We start from the raw sequence: 16,425 nt of genomic DNA on the forward strand, positions 1-16,425 counted from the left end.
CGTGCTGTCCGCCTGCCCTCGGATGCCGTGCGGGCGTCCTTGTGTCCCGTTTGGTGAAACGCTGCACGAATCCTTCCGGTGACGGGTTTCCGGTCCGTCCGCACCCGGTTCCGCTGCGTGATGGGAACTCAACTCCGGTGACCGCGAACGGTTCTGCGGGGGAGGACTAATCTCGTCGCGAGAACATCGACCCTGCCCCCGTGATCCGTCGCGACACCTTTGTATGCGGGATGCACGGACATGAGAGCTCTGGAGAAACTCGAGCATGAACCGCAAGACTTTGGTGCTGCCGGCCGTGGTCGGGCTGCTCGCGCCGGTACTCGCCGCGTGCGGCGGTTCCGACAGCGGCAGCAAGAGCGGCGACGCGATCGTCGTCGGCACCACGGACCGGTTCACCGCTGACGAGGAGGCCCCGGCACCCGTCGATCCGGCCTACGCCTACGACGTCGGTACCTGGAACATCCTGCGCCAGACCGTGCAGACCCTGATGGTCCAGCCGAAGGGCGACGGCGACCCCGTCCCGGAGGCGGCCGAGAAGTGCGGCTTCACGGACAGCGGCAACGAGCGCTACGCCTGCACCCTGCGCGAGGGCCTGAAGTTCGCCAACGGCGACCCCGTCACCGCGGCCGACGTGAAGTACTCCATCGACCGCGCCCTCGCCATCAATGTCGACGGCGGTCCGTCCGCCCTGCTGTCCACCGTGGACACCGTGGAAACCCAGGGTGACCGCGAGGTCATCTTCCACCTCAACACCGCCGACGCCATCTTCCCGTACAAGCTGTCGACGCCCGTCGCGGGCATCGTCAACCCCAAGGAATACGAGAAGGACAAGCTCCGCGACGGCTTCGCCGTGGACGGCTCCGGCCCGTACACCATGAAGGCCGACGTCAAGAACGGCGAGATGGTCGACGCGGTCTTCACCAAGAACCCCAACTACCAGGGGACGTTGAAGGTCAACAACGACAAGGTGCAGATCCGCTCCTTCCCGGACGCCAAGGCCATGGGCGATGCGCTGGACAAGGGCGACATCGACGTCATGACCCGCACCATGTCGCCCGAGCAGATCCGCACGCTGTCGGCCGCCAAGGACAGCAAGGTCGGCATCGTCGAGGCGGCCGGCCTGGAGATCCGCTACCTGGCCTTCAACACCGACGCCCCGTCGGTGAAGTCCAAGGCCGTGCGTGAGGCCATGGCCCAGGTCATCAACCGCGGCGAACTCGTCTCCGAGGTGTACGGCACCCAGGCCGAGCCGCTGTACTCGCTGGTCCCGGCCACCATCACCGGTCACTCCAACTCCTTCTTCAACCGGTACGGCGACCCCAGCGTGGCCAAGGCCCGTACGGCGCTGGAGAAGGCCGGTGTCACCACCCCGGTGAAGCTGACGCTGCACTACACGACGGACCACTACGGCTCGGCCACCAAGAAGGAGTTCGAGATCCTTCGGCAGCAGCTCAACGACAGCGGCCTGTTCGACATCGACATCCAGGGCGCCCCCTGGGACACCTTCCGCCCGGCGGAGAAGAAGGGCCGGTACGACGTCTACGGCATGGGCTGGTTCCCGGACTTCCCGGACGCCGACAACTACCTGGCGCCGTTCCTCGACAAGGGCAACACCCTGAACACGCCATACGCCAACAGCGAGATCCGCAACACCCTGATCCCGCAGTCCCGTCGCCAGGCCGACCGGCTCTCCGCGTCCGCCAGCCTGACGGACATTCAGGACATCGTCGCCAGTGAGGTCCCGATGATCCCGCTGTGGCAGGGCAAGCAGTACGTCGCCGCCCGCGACAACATCACGGGCACCGCGTACGCCCTCAACTCCTCGTCGACGCTCCAGCTCTGGGAGCTCGGCCGCGGTGTGAGCAGCTGACCCGCGACCACCCCCGCCACCAAGGGCGCCCCTCCCGGACTTCCGGGAGGGGCGCCCTTCGTCGCGCGTGCGTCGTACCGCCGGCAGGCGCCGCTACTGCGCGCCGGGGCGCACCAGTCCGCTCTCGTACGCGTACACCGCGGCCTGCACGCGGTCGCGCAGCCCCAGCTTCGTCAGCACGTGCCCGACATGCGTCTTGACCGTCGTCTCGCTGACGAACAGGTCCGCGGCGATCTCCGCGTTGGACAGGCCCCGCGCCACCAGCTTCAGCACCTCCACCTCACGGTCGGTGAGGGTGTGCAGGGTGTCCGGCACCGGCTCCTCCCCGGAGGGCAGGTGCGTGGCGTACTTGTCCAGCAGCCGGCGGGTGATGCTCGGGGCCAGCATCGCCTCGCCGGCCGCGACCACCCGGATCGCCTGCACCAGCTCGTTGGCGGGCGCGTCCTTGAGCAGGAAGCCGCTCGCACCGGCGCGCAGCGCCTCCACCACGTACTCGTCGAGGTCGAAGGTGGTCAGGACCAGCACCTTCGCCGGACCGTTCCGCTCCGGACCGGTGATCTGCCGGGTCGCCTCCACGCCGTCCATCCGCGGCATGCGGATGTCCATCAGCACCACATCGGGCTGAAGGGCCCGCACCTGGTCCAGGGCCTGAAGACCGTCTCCGGCCTCGCCCACGACCGCGATGTCCTGCTCGGCCTCCAGGATCATCCGGAATCCGGTGCGCAGCAGCGGCTGGTCGTCGACCAGTAGGACGCGGATGGCCACGTGAGTCTCCTTCGCTAGTCCGGCCCCATTCTGCCCTGCGACGCGGTGCCGGACTCCGCCGCCCTCAGCGGCAGCGGGTAGGGAGGGGGAGTGCCGCCGAACTCCGGGCAGTGGGCCTGGTGGTCGCACCAGCCGCACAGCTTGGTGGGGCGCGGCCGCCAGTCACCGGTCTCGGTGGCCAGCCGGATCGCCTCCCACAGCGCCAGCAGCTTGCGCTCGACCCGCTCCAGGTCGGCGAGGACCGGGTCGTAGGTCAGTACGTCGCCGCTGCCCAGGTACACCAGTTGCAGCCGCCGCGGGAGGACCTTCTTCAGCCGCCACACCACCAGGGCGTAGAACTTCATCTGGAACAGGGCGCCCTCGGCGTACTCGGGGCGGGGCGCCTTGCCCGTCTTGTAGTCGACGATCCGCACCTCGCCCGTGGGCGCCACGTCCACCCGGTCGATGATCCCGCGCAGCGTCAGCCCCGAGTCCAGCTCGGCCTCGACGAACAGCTCCCGCTCGGCCGGCTCGAGACGGGTCGGATCCTCCAGCGTGAACCAGCGCTCCACCAGCCGCTCGGCCTCCGCCAGCCAGCGCGCCAGCTGTTCGCCGTCGGTGTCGTCGGCGAACAGCTCCAGCAGCTCGGGCCGCGCCTCGCGCAGCCGCTGCCACTGGCCCGGGACCAGCGCCTTGGCCCGCGGGGCGGTCCGCTCCGCGGCGGGCGCGTCGAACAGCCGCTCCAGCACGGCGTGCACCAGCGTGCCCCTCGTCGCCGCCTCACTGGGCTTCTCCGGCAACCGGTCGATCACCCGGAACCGGTACAGCAACGGACACTGCATGAAGTCCCCGGCCCGGGAAGGAGACAGCGAACCGGGCGGCACGACAGCCCGGGCGGCCCCCACGCCGGAGTCCCCGTCGCCGCCGGGCACGTCCGTCCCCGGCGCGGCACACGCCTCGCGCCCGCCCGGCGCCGGGCCGTGCGCGACGGGGCGACCGGCGGCCACCTCGCGCACAGCCGCGCCACCGCCGTCCGGACCGTCCGCGCCGTCCGTGGCCGCGCCGTCCACAGCCGCATCGTCCGCGGCCGCAGGGCCCGCGTCGCCCCCGCCGGCCGTCGTGTCCCGGCCGACGGCCGTCTGCGCCGGGACCGCCGTCCGCGCCGTGTCCGGCGGGGTCGGCTCCGGTACCACGGCGTCGTACGGGGTGCCGGGCTCGCCCTCCGTGCTCGTCTCCATGCCCCAGACCCTACGGCCCGCCACCGACAGTGACCCGGAGACAGTCATGTTGTGCGTGAAGTGGGGAAAACACATGGGGTGCCGGGCGTGAGCGATTGCGACGGCCGCATACCATCGACCCGAGACCTTCCGGCCGGCAGGCACGGAAGACGCTTCGAACGAGGGGACACCGTGGACGTGAGCGGCGGGAGCGGACAGCCGCGTTCCGGCAAGGACGAGTCGGCAGATCGCCGCACGGGCCCGGTGGACCCGACCCCCGACTCCGTGGGCCGAGGCGCCGAGCCCGCCGACGCCGCCCCGCCCGAGCCGTCCCCGCCGACCGACGCGGCCGCCACCGGAGCAGAGGACGGCACGGAGGAGACGAAGGGGGCCGAGGAGACGGCTGGGGCTGAGGAGACCAGGAGGGCGGAAGAGCCGACGGCCGCTGGGGAGCCGACGGCTGCTGAAGAGCCGACGGGTGCTGAGCACCCCAAGGGGACGGAGGAGCCGAAGCGCTCCGTCGACACCCCGCAGGACCCGGCCCACACCGACGACGCCCACCCCGAGCGCGGCTACGCCCACGGCGGTGCCCCGGCCGCCGGTCGCGATGCCGGTGCCCCTGCCGAGGGTCCCGCCCCCGCACCCGGTGGCCGCACGCCCCCCGAGACCCACCCCGACCGCACTCTCGCCCGTTCCGGGACCGGGCAGACGCCACCGCGGCGCCCGAACGAGCCCCGCGGCGGGCTCCTCATGGGGCGCCCCTTCGGCGTGCCCGTGTACGTGGCACCCAGCTGGTTCCTCGTGGCCGCGCTGATCACCTGGGTGTTCGGCGGACAGCTCGACCGGGTCCTGCCCGAGCTCGGCGCCGCCCGCTACCTCGTCGCCCTGTTCTTCGCGGTCGCCTTCTACGCCTCCGTCCTCGTCCACGAGCTCGCCCACACGATCGCCGCCCTGCGATTCAAGCTCCCGGTCCGGCGGATCCAGCTCCAGTTCTTCGGCGGCGTCTCCGAGATCGAGAAGGAGGCCGAGACCCCCGGCCGCGAGTTCGTCCTCGCCTTCGTCGGCCCGCTGCTCTCGCTGATCCTCGCCGGCGTCTTCTACGCCGCCCTGCGGCCCTTCGAACGCGGCACGGTCGTCGGTGTCCTGCTGGCCGGTCTGATGATCTCCAACCTCATCGTCGCCGCCTTCAACCTGCTGCCCGGCCTGCCCCTCGACGGCGGCCGCATGCTGCGCGCCGTGGTCTGGAAGATCACCGGCAGACCGATGAGCGGCACCGTCGCCGCAGCCTGGGTCGGCCGCGCGCTCGCGGTCGCCGTGCTGATCGGACTGCCCCTGGTCACCCAGTCCGACGCCCTCGGCAACACCGCCGAGGACACCGTCGGCATGAGCACCGTCACCAACGCCCTGCTCGCCGCCATCCTGGCCGCGATCATCTGGACCGGCGCCGGCAACAGCCTGCGCATGGCCCGGCTGCGCGAACACCTCCCCGAACTGCGCGCCCGCAACCTCACCCGCCGCGCCGTCCCGGTCGAGACCAACACTTCCCTGGCCGAGGCCCTGCGCCGCGCCAACGCCGCCGGCGCCCGCGCCCTGGTCGTCGTCGACGGCCACGGCGAGCCGCTCTCCCTCGTCCGCGAGTCCGCCATCGTCGGCGTACCCGAACACCGCCGCCCCTGGGTCTACGCCAGCGAACTCGCCCAGGAGCTCACCGACGGCATGCGCGTCCCCGCCGACCTCGCCGGCGAGGACCTCCTGGACATGCTGCGCGCCACCCCGGCGACCGAGTACCTCGTGGTGGAGGAGGGCGGCGAGATCTACGGCGTGCTGTCCGCGGCCGACGTGGAGCGCGCCTTCGTCAAGGCCATGGCCCGCCCGTCGGCCTCCGCGTAGGGCCACTCCAGGTGGTCGGAGGGCCCGCCGGGGACCGGTAGGCTGGTCACATGTCCGAACCGACCGGTGCCGCCCGCCGCCGCGGGCCCTTCAAGGTCGGGGACCAGGTACAGCTGACCGACCCCAAGGGCCGCCACTACACGTTCACGCTCGAGGCCGGGAAGAACTTCCACACCCACAAGGGGTCCTTCCCGCACGACGAGCTGATCGGCGCACCCGAGGGCAGCGTTGTCCGCACCACCGGCAACGTCGCCTACCTCGCGCTGCGCCCCCTGCTCCCCGACTACGTCCTGTCCATGCCCCGCGGGGCAGCCGTCGTCTACCCCAAGGACGCGGGGCAGATCCTCGCCTTCGCCGACATCTTCCCCGGCGCCCGCGTCGTGGAGGCCGGCGTCGGCTCCGGCTCGCTCAGCAGCTTCCTGCTGCGGGCCATCGGCGACCAGGGCATGCTGCACAGCTACGAGCGCCGCGCCGACTTCGCCGAGATCGCCCAGGCGAACGTGGAGCGCTACTTCGGCGGCCCGCACCCCGCCTGGCAGCTCACCGTCGGAGACCTCCAGGACAACCTCTCCGACACCGACGTCGACCGCGTCATCCTCGACATGCTCGCCCCCTGGGAGTGCCTGGAGGCCGTCTCCAAGGCGCTCGTCCCCGGCGGCATCCTGTGCTGCTACGTCGCGACCACCACCCAGCTCGCCCGGACCGTGGAGTCCATCCGCGAGATCGGCTGCTTCAACGAGCCGACCGCCTGGGAGACGATGATCCGCAACTGGCACATCGAGGGCCTGGCCGTCCGTCCGGACCACCGCATGATCGGCCACACCGGCTTCCTGCTCACCGCCCGCAGGCTCGCGGACGGCGTCGAGCCCCCCATGCGCCGCCGCCGGCCCGCCAAGGGCGCCTACGGCGAGGACTACGAGGGCCCCAACGCCGACGGCGGCGCCACCCGCTGACGCGGCCCGCCACCGCACGCAACACACGGGCGCCGCGGTGGAGTTCCCGACGACCACAGGGAACTCCACCACGGCGCCCTCGCGTTGACCCCACCCCGCCGTTCCCCCGCACTGTGACGTGTGGCACGATGCTGGCCACCCCCACCGGCACAGCCCTCGCAGGAGATGCTCCTAGTGCAGCAGTCCGCCGTTCCGGAACTGGCCCACACGGACACCCGCCCCATCCACTGGATGGCCACCGCGACCGCGGTCGCCGGCGTGGTGGCCCTCTCCTCGCTCGTGCAGCCCGGCTCGGCCACGGCCGCCCAGCCGCAGGGCACCCGCGCGAACTCCGCACCCGCCACCGAGGCGGCGCCGAGCACCGCCGGCGTCACCTTCCCGATCGACTGCGGCCCGGTGCGGGCCCTGGTGGCGAAGAAGGCCTCCGGGGACCTCGACGGGGACGGCAGACCGGAGACCGTGGCCGTGGTGCACTGCGACGCCGCCATGGGCACCCCGCCCGACGCCGTCTACGTCCTCACCCGGGCCGCCGACACCGCCGAGCCCCGCGTGGTCGCCACCCTCGTCGACGTCAAGGACCGGTACACGGTCACGGACTTCGCCGTCCGCGACGGCGCCGTGAGCGCCACCCTGCTCGGCTACTCCTCACCCGACGTGCCGAATTGCTGCCCCGACCTCAAGGACAGCGTGAAGTGGCGGTGGCAGAACGGCGCGTTCGTCCGCTCCACGGACGCCGGGGCGCGCGGTATCTGACCACATGCCGGACACAGTCCGCGGAAATGTGAGAAACCAGACAATAGTGACGTCTCGCGCCGACGCGGTCACTCCGCGTCAGGTCCGTACACCTCGACCCGGTCCGCGACGCGGCGCACGTGGATGCACTCGCCCGGACACTCCTTGACCGAGTCGACCACGTCCGTGAGAAGCGGGAGCGGCACGGGCGTTGCCGCTCCGGCCTCCTGAAGGAGCTCGTCCTCCGGGCTCTTCACATAGGCCAGACCGTCGATGTCCAGCTCGAACACCTCCGGCGCGTACTGCGCACAGATGCCGTCGCCGGTACACAGGTCCTGGTCGATCCAGACCTCCAGTGCCTCGCCACCGTCCGAGGTCCGCTGCTGCACGGTCATCTCTCCTGCCGTATCACGTCGAGCCGTACGGGAATCCGGCCAGCTCTGACGGGTGTTGAACGTGTCGAGCCTACCTGTGCCCGCTTTCCAATCATGTTCGGTGGGTATTCCCCTGGCGTGAGGGAGAGCGCAAGGGTGAAGATCGGACACACCCCGCAGTCTTTGTGATCTAGGGGTTTCAATCGACACCCACCCAGGTAGGGTCTGGAAGCGTCCAGCTCCCCTTGGAGGAGGTGAGGACCGTGGCAGCCCACGACGACGACATGAACCGCGGCATCCGCCCGGGACGCGGGTCCGACGACCCGGCCGGGCAGATCGCCTACCTTGAGCAGGAGATCGCCGTCCTGCGCCGCAAGCTCGCCGACTCTCCGCGTCACACGAGGATTCTCGAAGAGCGGATCGTCGAGTTGCAGACCAACCTGGCCGGCGTGTCCGCTCAGAACGAACGCCTCGCGAACACGCTCCGCGAGGCCCGCGACCAGATCGTGGCCCTCAAGGAGGAGGTCGACCGGCTCGCCCAGCCGCCGGCCGGCTTCGGAGTCTTCCTCCAGGCCAACGAGGACGGCACCGCCGACATCTTCACCGGCGGCCGCAAGCTGCGGGTGAACGTGAGCCCCAGCGTGGAGCTCGACGAGCTCAGGCGCGGCCAGGAAGTGATGCTCAACGAGGCGCTCAACGTGGTCGAGGCCATGGAGTACGAGCGCGTCGGCGACATCGTCACCCTCAAGGAGATCCTCGAGGACGGCGAGCGGGCCCTGGTGCTCGGGCACACCGACGAGGAGCGGGTGGTACGGCTCGCCGAGCCGCTGCTGGACGTCACCATCCGCCCCGGCGACGCCCTCCTGCTCGAGCCCAGGTCCGGTTACGTCTACGAGGTCGTGCCCAAGAGCGAGGTCGAGGAACTCGTCCTCGAAGAGGTGCCCGACATCGGCTACGAGCAGATCGGCGGCCTCGGCAACCAGATCGAGGCCATCCGGGACGCCGTGGAGCTGCCGTACCTCTACCCGGACCTGTTCAAGGAGCACGAGCTGCGCCCGCCGAAGGGCGTCCTGCTCTACGGACCCCCCGGATGCGGCAAGACGCTCATCGCCAAGGCGGTCGCGAACTCGCTCGCCAAGAAGGTCGCCGAGGTCACAGGGCAGGCGGCGGGCAAGAGCTTCTTCCTCAACATCAAGGGCCCGGAGCTGCTGAACAAGTACGTCGGCGAGACCGAACGGCAGATCCGCCTTGTCTTCCAGCGGGCCCGGGAGAAGGCGAGCGAGGGCACTCCCGTCATCGTCTTCTTCGACGAGATGGAGTCGCTCTTCCGCACCCGCGGCTCCGGCGTCAGCTCGGACGTGGAGAACACCATCGTCCCCCAGCTGCTCGCCGAGATCGACGGTGTGGAAGGCCTGCAGAACGTGGTCGTGATCGGCGCCTCCAACCGCGAGGACATGATCGACCCGGCCATCCTGCGGCCCGGCCGCCTCGATGTGAAGATCAAGATCGAGCGTCCGGACGCCGAGGCGGCCAAGGACATCTTCGGGAAGTACCTCACCGAGCGTCTCCCGCTGCACTCGGACGACCTCGCGGAACACGGCGGCGACAAGGACATCACGGTCCAGGGCATGATCCAGACCGCGGTGGAACACATGTACGCCGAAACCGAGGAGAACCGCTTCCTGGAGGTCACCTACGCCAACGGTGACAAGGAAGTCCTCTACTTCAAGGACTTCAATTCCGGCGCCATGATCGAGAACATCGTCGGCCGCGCCAAGAAGATGGCGATCAAGGACTTCCTCGAGAAGAGCCAGAAGGGCCTCCGCGTCTCCCACCTGCTCCAGGCCTGCGTGGACGAGTTCAAGGAGAACGAGGACCTGCCGAACACCACCAACCCGGACGACTGGGCCCGGATCTCCGGAAAGAAGGGCGAGCGGATCGTCTACATCCGCACCCTCATCACCGGAAAGCAGGGCGCGGACACCGGACGCTCCATCGACACGGTGGCGAACACCGGTCAGTACCTGTAAAAGCACGGGTGGCTGCGGGTGCCCTCGGTGGGGTACCCGCAGTCGGCTGTTTCCGGGCCGCCGCATGGAGCAGGCAATGACGCAAATGATCTCCCCACCAGCGCAAAGGCGTTCTAGGCTCGTTCGTACCGCCGGGTCGCGCAGTGCGGGGACGGGCACCGCACAGGCACCCGGGCACCAGCGGTACTTGAGCGACGCCCACGACCGAGGGCGCAGCCGGGCAAGGAGGGCCGCATGACCGTACGGCGAGTAATGGGCATCGAGACGGAGTACGGGATCTCCGTTCCCGGCCACCCCAATGCCAATGCCATGCTCACCTCATCCCAGATCGTCAACGCCTACGCGGCGGCCATGCACCGGGCCCGCCGGGCGCGCTGGGACTTCGAGGAGGAGAACCCGCTGCGGGACGCCCGGGGCTTCGACCTCGCCCGCGAGGCCGCGGACGCCAGCCAGCTCACCGACGAGGACATCGGCCTGGCCAACGTCATCCTCACCAACGGCGCACGGCTCTACGTCGACCACGCCCACCCCGAATACAGTGCCCCCGAGGTCACCAACCCGCGAGACGCCGTCCTGTGGGACAAGGCGGGCGAACGGATCATGGCCGAGGCCGCGGAGCGGGCGGCCCAGCTGCCCGGCGCCCAGCCGATCCACCTCTACAAGAACAACACCGACAACAAGGGCGCCTCCTACGGCACGCACGAGAACTACCTGATGAAGCGGGAGACCGCCTTCGCCGACATCGTGCGCCACCTGACGCCCTTCTTCGTCTCCCGCCAGGTCATCACCGGCGCCGGCCGTGTCGGCATCGGACAGGACGGCCACGAGCACGGCTTCCAGCTCAGCCAGCGCGCGGACTACTTCGAGGTCGAGGTCGGTCTGGAGACGACGCTCAAGCGGCCGATCATCAACACGCGCGACGAACCGCACGCCGACGCGGAGAAGTACCGCCGGCTGCATGTGATCATCGGTGACGCGAACCTCTCCGAGATCTCGACCTACCTCAAGCTGGGCACGACCGCCCTGGTCCTGTCCATGATCGAGGACGGCTTCATCGCCGTCGACCTGGCCGTCGACCAGCCCGTTCGCACGCTCCACCAGGTCTCGCACGACCCGGGCCTGGGGCGCCTGATCACCCTGCGCAGCGGCCGGACACTCACCGCGGTGCAGCTCCAGATGGAGTACTACGAGCTGTCGCGCAAGTACGTGGAGGAGCGGTTCGGCGCGGACGCCGACGAGCAGACCAAGGACGTGCTGTCCCGCTGGGAGGACACCCTCAACCGGCTCGAGAACGACCCCATGAGCCTGGCCGGCGAGCTGGACTGGGTCGCCAAGCGGGAGCTCATGGAGGGCTACCGGCGCCGTGACGACCTCGACTGGGACGCCGCCCGCCTCCACCTCGTCGACCTCCAGTACGCGGATGTGCGCCCCGACAAGGGCCTGTACAACCGTCTGGTGGCCCGGGGCCGCATCAAGCGGCTGCTGGACGAGACCGAGGTGGACCGGGCCCGCAGGAAGCCGCCGGAGGACACCCGCGCGTACTTCCGCGGCCGCTGCCTGGAGCAGTACGCCGACGACGTCGCCGCGGCCTCCTGGGACTCGGTGATCTTCGATCTGCCGGGCCGGGACTCGCTCCAGCGCGTCCCAACCCTGGAACCGCTTCGCGGAACGCGTAATCACGTCAAGGAGCTCCTCGACCGCTGCCGAACCGCCGAGGACCTGGTCAGGGTGCTCTCCGGCAACTGAGCGGACCCCGGACCGGGCGGGTCCTCCGGGGTGGAAATCCCCGGCGCAGGGAATCATCGAGGTGGCCCTCGTACGTTGGAGAAAGTGCGGGGCCGATGTCGGACCCGGCTTGTAGGGTCGGAACATCACCGATCGGCCGTAATGCCGACCATGTCGGGCGAACTGAGCGGGGTGAGGGTTATGGCAACGAAGGACACCGGTGGCGGGCAGCAGAAGGCCACGCGTTCCACCGAGGAGGTCGAGGAGCAGTCCCAGGACGCGCAGGCCGCGGACGACCTCAAGGAACGCCACGAGAAGCTGAGCGACGACGTGGACTCGGTGCTGGACGAGATCGACGACGTACTCGAGGAAAACGCCGAGGATTTCGTGCGCTCGTTCGTGCAAAAGGGCGGTCAGTGAGCGCCTGACAAGCGGTGGCGGTGGCGGACGGGCCGGTTGACGAGAGCAGCTGCGTGCGGTGCGGTGAGGCCGTGCCGCGCGCGGCCCTCGTTTCCGGGCGTCGGCCGCCCGCGTGAGGGCTCGGTGCGAGGGCTCGGTGAGGGGCCGTGCGCGAGCCGCACCGAGCCGCCCCAGGGCTTGGGCCGTTCATGTGGATCACCGCCGCGAGGCGGGTAGGGTCCGTGGCGTACTGTGCATCAACTGCAACTCCGGCCTCGGCCTGTTGAGGGACGATCCCGAAGCGGTGGACCGAGCTGCCGACTACCCGGAAGGAAACGCGTGGAAGCCAACACTCGTAGCACCGGGCGTCTACCGGCCGCCTTCCTGACGCCTGGATCCTCCTCGTTCATGGACTTTCTCGCCGAGCACCAGCCGGAGCTGCTGCCGGGGAAGCGGCGGCTGCCGCCGACCCAGGGCGTGGTCGAGGCGCCGCACGGCACCACCATCGTGGCGACGACCTTGCCGGGCGGTGTCGTCCTGGCCGGTGACCGGCGGGCCACGATGGGGAACGTGATCGCGCAGCGGGACATCGAGAAGGTGTTCCCGGCGGACGAGTACTCGGCCGTCGGCATCGCCGGCACCGCCGGTCTGGCGGTGGAGATGGTGAAGCTGTTCCAGCTTGAGCTGGAGCACTTCGAGAAGGTCGAGGGGACGCAGCTCTCGCTGGAGGGCAAGGCGAACCGGCTGTCGACCATGATCCGCTCCAACCTGGGCATGGCCATGCAGGGACTGGCCGTGGTCCCGCTCTTCGCGGGGTACGACCTGGACCGCGAGAAGGGCCGGATCTTCTCCTACGACGTGACGGGCGGCCGCTCCGAGGAGCACGGCTTCGCGGCCACGGGCTCCGGCTCGATCTTCGCGCGCGGCGCGATGAAGAAGCTCTTCCGGGAGGACTTGACCGAGGCCGAGGCCACGACGCTGGTGGTCCAGGCCCTGTACGACGCGGCAGACGACGACTCGGCGACCGGTGGTCCCGATGTCGCCCGCCGGATCTATCCGATCGTCACCGTGATCACCGAGGACGGATTCCGTCGGCTCACCGAGGACGAGTCCTCCGAGATCGCCCGCTCGGTGCTCCAGCGGCGCCTGGAGCAGCCGGACGGCCCGCGGGCCGCGCTGCTCTAGCCGGCGGTCCTTGTCCGGGGTGATCCAGTGACTTCTACAGAAAGGGACGGATAACCGGTGTCGACGCCGTTCTATGTCTCACCTCAGCAGGCGATGGCCGACCGGGCGGAGTACGCCCGCAAGGGCATCGCGCGTGGCCGCAGCCTGGTCGTGCTGCAGTACGCCGACGGAATCGTGTTCGTCGGTGAGAATCCGTCCCGCGCGCTGCACAAGTTCAGCGAGATCTACGACCGGATCGCGTTCGCGGCCGCCGGCAAGTACAACGAGTACGAGAACCTGCGCATCGGCGGCGTCCGCTACGCCGACCTGCGCGGTTACACCTACGACCGGGACGACGTGACCGCCCGCGGCCTGGCGAACGTGTACGCCCAGACGCTGGGCACGATCTTCTCCAGCGCCGCGGAGAAGCCGTACGAGGTGGAGCTGGTGGTCGCCGAGGTGGGGCAGACCCCGGACGGTGACCAGATCTACCGGCTGCCGCACGACGGGTCGATCGTGGACGAGCACGGCTCGGTCGCGGTCGGCGGCAACGCCGAGCAGATCAGCGGCTACCTGGACCAGCGCCATCGGGACGGCATGTCGCTGGCCGAGGCGCTGAAGCTGGCCGTGCAGGCCCTGTCCCGCGACACCAACGGCAGCGAGCGGGAGATCCCCGCCGAGCGCCTGGAGGTGGCGGTGCTGGACCGTACGCGTCCGCAGAAGCGCAAGTTCAAGCGCATCGTGGGCCGTCAGCTGGCCCGGCTGCTCGAGGCCGACGGCGCGACGACCGAGGCGGAGAGCGCCGAGGAGGACGGCTCCGAGGAGAAGTAGTCCCGCCCCTCACCCCGTTCCCGGGTGCCCCGGCCTGCTGGAAGGCCGGGGCACCCGGGCGTTTCGGGGGCTGGAGGGCTTCAGGGGGTGCCGGGTGGCGCCGTGGAGCCGCGTACCACGAGTTCCACGGGGATGTCCCCGCCGGCGGGAGTGCGGCCCTCGAGGACGGCCAGCAGGGCGTGCATGCCCCGTTCCCCGAACAGCTCGGCGTCCAGCCGCACGGTGGTGAGCTCGGGGTCGATGGCGGTGGCGAGGGCGAGGTCGTCCACGCCGGTGACGGAGACGTCGTCGGGCACGCGCAGGCCGAGGCGGCGCAGGGCCTTGTAGGCGCCTGCGGCGAGCTTGTCGTCGTCGCAGACCAGCGCGGTGGGCCGGGGGCCGGGGGCGCTCAGGGCGGCCTCGGTGACGGCCCTGGCGCCCTCGATGGAGATCGGGGCGCGGGCGGTGCGCACCGAGGTGCCAGGCACCGTGCCCACCCGGGTGCTCAGCTCCCCCGCCCGTACCTCGAAGGTCCAGGAGGCCACGTCCGCAGCGAGGTGCAGGAAGCGCCGGTGGCCGAGCCCGAGCAGGTGGTCGGCGACCTGGCGCACGCCGTCGGCGATGTCCAGGTTGACGGTCGCGGCGCCCGGGCTGCCCGCGGGGTCGCTGTCCAGCATGACCAGCGGCAGCTGGTCGCCGCGGATCGCGGTGAGCGCGTCGGCGGCCATGGAGGAGGCGATCACGCCGTCCAGCGCCGCCTGGGCCGAGGCGAAGGGGTTGCGCGCCGGGCCGATGCCCTCGGGGGAGGGGTAGAGGACGAGGCCGAAGCCGTGCTCGGCGGCGACGCGCGCGGCGCCGGTGTAGACGCCGGCGAAGAACTCGGTGGTCAGCGCGGGGACGACCAGGAGCACGGTGCGGGTGCGGCCCAGGCGCAGGTTGCGGGCGGCGAGGTTGGGACGGTAGCCGAGTTCCTCGGCGGCCCGGCGCACCCGTTCTGCGGTCGCCTGCGACACCCGGCCGCGCCACTTGTCGCCGAGGACCAGGGAGACGGCGGCCTGGGACACCCCGGCGGCGTGCGCGACGTCGCGGCTGGTGGGGCGCGTGCTGCTGGGTGCCACCGCGGGGACGCTCCTTCGTCTGGACTGGTGAACAGCGCACATGGTACGTATGACCGAGGACGTTATACGTAACACCAGAGGTTGCTCCAGCGCCTCGGGCGAACCGGTGGAAGGCAGGGCGATGGCCGTGGGATTCGGGGGATACCTGGAGATCCTCAGAGCGAGGCACGCCGCCAGGCTGCTGACCGGCACGCTCGTCGGGCGGCTGCCCAACGCCACCGCGGCGATCGCCATCGTGCTGTTCGTCCGCGCGGAGGGCGGCACGTACAGCCTGGCGGGCGCCCTGGCGGCGGTGTACGGCATCGCCAACGCGGTCGGCCAGCCCGTGCTGGGGCGCCTCGTGGACCTGCACGGGCAGCCCCGCGTCCAGCTGCCGGCCGCGCTCGCCGCGGCGCTGGCGATGACGGTCTTCGCCCTGAACGGCACCCAGTCGCCCGCCCTGGCGTACACGGCGGTGGCGGCCGCCGGGCTCTTCACCCCGCCCCTGGAGGGCGGTCTGCGGGCCCTGTGGCCCTCGGTGCTGCGCCGGGAGGACCAGGTGCACACGGCGTACGCGATGGACGCCGTGGCCCAGGAAGTGATGTTCACCGTCGGCCCGTTGCTCGTGACCCTCTGCGTCTCTCTGTGGTCGGCGCAGGCGGCGCTGGTGGTCCTGAACGCCGTCGGCGTGCTCGGCGCGCTGTCCGTGGTCGTCTCGCCGCCCTCGCGGGCCTGGCGTTCGGCGCCCCGGGAGGCGCACTGGCTGGGGGCGCTGCGCTCGCCCGGTCTGCTGGCGCTGCTCGGCGCGTTCCTCTTCGTCGGTGTCGCCCTGGGCTCCATCACGGTGGCGGCGGTGCCCTACGCCGACGACCACGGCGGGGACGCGGTGTACGGCTGGCTGATGGCCGCGCTGGGGCTCGGCGCGCTGGTCGGTGGCGCCGTCTACGGCGCCCGCCAGTGGGCGGGCGCGCCCGAGCGGCGACTGCGCCTGCTGGTGGGCCTTCTGGCGGTGTGTTACCTGCCGCTGCTGCTGATGCCGGGGGCGGTGGCCATGGTGGCGCTGACGGCGCTGTCCGGGGTGTTCCTGGCGCCGTGCATCGCCTGCGCGTTCATCATCGTGGACCGGCACGCGCCGGCCGGCACGGTGACGGAGGCCTTCTCCTGGCTGGTGACGATGTTCACCGTGGGCGCGTCCGTCGGAACGGGTGCCGCGGGACCGGTGGTCGAGGCGGGCGGCGCGCTGTGGGGTTTCGCGGTGCCGAGCGTCGCCGGGGCCGTGTCGCTGCTGGTGCTGCTGCTCACCGGACGGGTCCTCACAGCTCCCGTCGGGCGGGCGGTGGTTGCCGCTTCATCGGAAAATGATCCAAATCGTGCTGCCGAACCCCGTTTGAGCGCAGAGGATCGGGCGTAATGTTCAGTC

At 70.7% G+C, this 16,425-nt stretch carries 14 protein-coding genes and 1 pseudogene; 11 read left to right on the plus strand and 4 right to left on the minus strand.

Annotated elements, in window-relative coordinates:
- Nucleotides 1-265 precede the first annotated feature (265 nt).
- Complete coding sequence (locus ACTYVM_RS07165; protein WP_445525082.1) at nt 266-1,870, plus strand: ABC transporter substrate-binding protein; 1,605 nt, start codon at nt 266-268, stop codon at nt 1,868-1,870.
- Nucleotides 1,871-1,963: 93 nt separating this feature from the next.
- Here ACTYVM_RS07165 and ACTYVM_RS07170 read toward each other — a convergent pair whose 3' ends face one another.
- Both ACTYVM_RS07170 and ACTYVM_RS07175 read right to left on the minus strand, forming a co-directional pair.
- Nucleotides 1,964-2,635, minus strand: coding sequence for a response regulator (locus tag ACTYVM_RS07170; RefSeq protein ID WP_225076125.1), 672 nt, complete (start codon nt 2,633-2,635; stop codon nt 1,964-1,966).
- Between the two features lie 14 nt (nt 2,636-2,649).
- Nucleotides 2,650-3,852, minus strand: coding sequence for a RecB family exonuclease (locus ACTYVM_RS07175; RefSeq protein ID WP_445525083.1), 1,203 nt, complete (start codon nt 3,850-3,852; stop codon nt 2,650-2,652).
- A gap of 171 nt (nt 3,853-4,023) precedes the next feature.
- Between ACTYVM_RS07175 and ACTYVM_RS07180 the strand changes: the two genes are divergently transcribed.
- The 3 genes from ACTYVM_RS07180 (at nt 4,024) to ACTYVM_RS07190 (ending at nt 7,427) form a co-directional block, all read left to right on the plus strand.
- Nucleotides 4,024-5,721, plus strand: a complete 1,698-nt coding sequence (locus ACTYVM_RS07180; RefSeq protein ID WP_445525084.1) for a site-2 protease family protein — start codon at nt 4,024-4,026, stop codon at nt 5,719-5,721.
- A gap of 50 nt (nt 5,722-5,771) precedes the next feature.
- Nucleotides 5,772-6,674: a tRNA (adenine-N1)-methyltransferase gene (locus tag ACTYVM_RS07185; protein WP_392305983.1), complete on the plus strand. Its 903-nt coding sequence runs from the start codon at nt 5,772-5,774 to the stop codon at nt 6,672-6,674.
- Nucleotides 6,675-6,848: 174 nt separating this feature from the next.
- Nucleotides 6,849-7,427 (plus strand): hypothetical protein, encoded by a 579-nt coding sequence (locus ACTYVM_RS07190; protein WP_445525085.1) that lies wholly within the window; start codon nt 6,849-6,851, stop codon nt 7,425-7,427.
- A gap of 68 nt (nt 7,428-7,495) precedes the next feature.
- Here the strand turns inward: ACTYVM_RS07190 and ACTYVM_RS07195 are convergent, their stop codons facing one another.
- Nucleotides 7,496-7,801 (minus strand): ferredoxin, encoded by a 306-nt coding sequence (locus ACTYVM_RS07195; RefSeq protein WP_445525086.1) that lies wholly within the window; start codon nt 7,799-7,801, stop codon nt 7,496-7,498.
- A gap of 242 nt (nt 7,802-8,043) precedes the next feature.
- Here ACTYVM_RS07195 and arc point away from each other — a divergent pair, with 242 nt between their 5' ends.
- From arc to prcA, 6 genes and pseudogenes are all read left to right on the plus strand, one after another.
- Nucleotides 8,044-9,810, plus strand: a complete 1,767-nt coding sequence (gene arc, locus ACTYVM_RS07200; protein WP_445525087.1) for a proteasome ATPase — start codon at nt 8,044-8,046, stop codon at nt 9,808-9,810.
- Nucleotides 9,811-10,044: 234 nt separating this feature from the next.
- The gene (gene dop, locus ACTYVM_RS07205) at nt 10,045-11,556 is read left to right on the plus strand and encodes a depupylase/deamidase Dop (protein WP_445525088.1); all 1,512 of its coding nucleotides are present in this window, start codon (nt 10,045-10,047) and stop codon (nt 11,554-11,556) included.
- Nucleotides 11,557-11,736: 180 nt separating this feature from the next.
- Nucleotides 11,737-11,955 (plus strand): ubiquitin-like protein Pup, encoded by a 219-nt coding sequence (locus ACTYVM_RS07210; protein ID WP_100567752.1) that lies wholly within the window; start codon nt 11,737-11,739, stop codon nt 11,953-11,955.
- A gap of 181 nt (nt 11,956-12,136) precedes the next feature.
- Nucleotides 12,137-12,322 (plus strand): annotated as a pseudogene (locus ACTYVM_RS07215) (endonuclease domain-containing protein); the annotation flags it as partial.
- Nucleotides 12,274-13,119 (plus strand): proteasome subunit beta, encoded by an 846-nt coding sequence (gene prcB, locus ACTYVM_RS07220; protein WP_445525089.1) that lies wholly within the window; start codon nt 12,274-12,276, stop codon nt 13,117-13,119. The pseudogene ACTYVM_RS07215 and the gene prcB, both read left to right, overlap by 49 nt.
- 57 nt (nt 13,120-13,176) lie before the next feature.
- Nucleotides 13,177-13,929, plus strand: coding sequence for a proteasome subunit alpha (gene prcA / locus ACTYVM_RS07225; RefSeq protein ID WP_445525090.1), 753 nt, complete (start codon nt 13,177-13,179; stop codon nt 13,927-13,929).
- 80 nt (nt 13,930-14,009) lie between these two features.
- Here the strand turns inward: prcA and ACTYVM_RS07230 are convergent, their stop codons facing one another.
- The gene (locus tag ACTYVM_RS07230) at nt 14,010-15,026 is read right to left on the minus strand and encodes a LacI family DNA-binding transcriptional regulator (protein WP_445525091.1); all 1,017 of its coding nucleotides are present in this window, start codon (nt 15,024-15,026) and stop codon (nt 14,010-14,012) included.
- 121 nt (nt 15,027-15,147) lie between these two features.
- Here ACTYVM_RS07230 and ACTYVM_RS07235 point away from each other — a divergent pair, with 121 nt between their 5' ends.
- Entirely contained in the window at nt 15,148-16,416 is a 1,269-nt protein-coding gene (locus ACTYVM_RS07235; protein WP_445525092.1) for an MFS transporter, read from the plus strand.
- Nucleotides 16,417-16,425 lie beyond the last annotated feature (9 nt).

This window comes from Streptomyces cyslabdanicus (assembly GCF_052663305.1).

What these genes read in the sequence shown, in the direction of transcription:
- ACTYVM_RS07235 (WP_445525092.1), top strand. Translation starts at nt 15,148, where the DNA reads ATGGCCGTGGGATTCGGGGGATACCTGGAGATCCTCAGAGCGAGGCAC.
- ACTYVM_RS07175 (WP_445525083.1), bottom strand. Translation starts at nt 3,852, where the DNA reads ATGGAGACGAGCACGGAGGGCGAGCCCGGCACCCCGTACGACGCCGTG.
- dop (WP_445525088.1), top strand. Translation starts at nt 10,045, where the DNA reads ATGACCGTACGGCGAGTAATGGGCATCGAGACGGAGTACGGGATCTCC.
- ACTYVM_RS07165 (WP_445525082.1), top strand. Translation starts at nt 266, where the DNA reads ATGAACCGCAAGACTTTGGTGCTGCCGGCCGTGGTCGGGCTGCTCGCG.
- ACTYVM_RS07185 (WP_392305983.1), top strand. Translation starts at nt 5,772, where the DNA reads ATGTCCGAACCGACCGGTGCCGCCCGCCGCCGCGGGCCCTTCAAGGTC.
- ACTYVM_RS07195 (WP_445525086.1), bottom strand. Translation starts at nt 7,801, where the DNA reads ATGACCGTGCAGCAGCGGACCTCGGACGGTGGCGAGGCACTGGAGGTC.
- ACTYVM_RS07210 (WP_100567752.1), top strand. Translation starts at nt 11,737, where the DNA reads ATGGCAACGAAGGACACCGGTGGCGGGCAGCAGAAGGCCACGCGTTCC.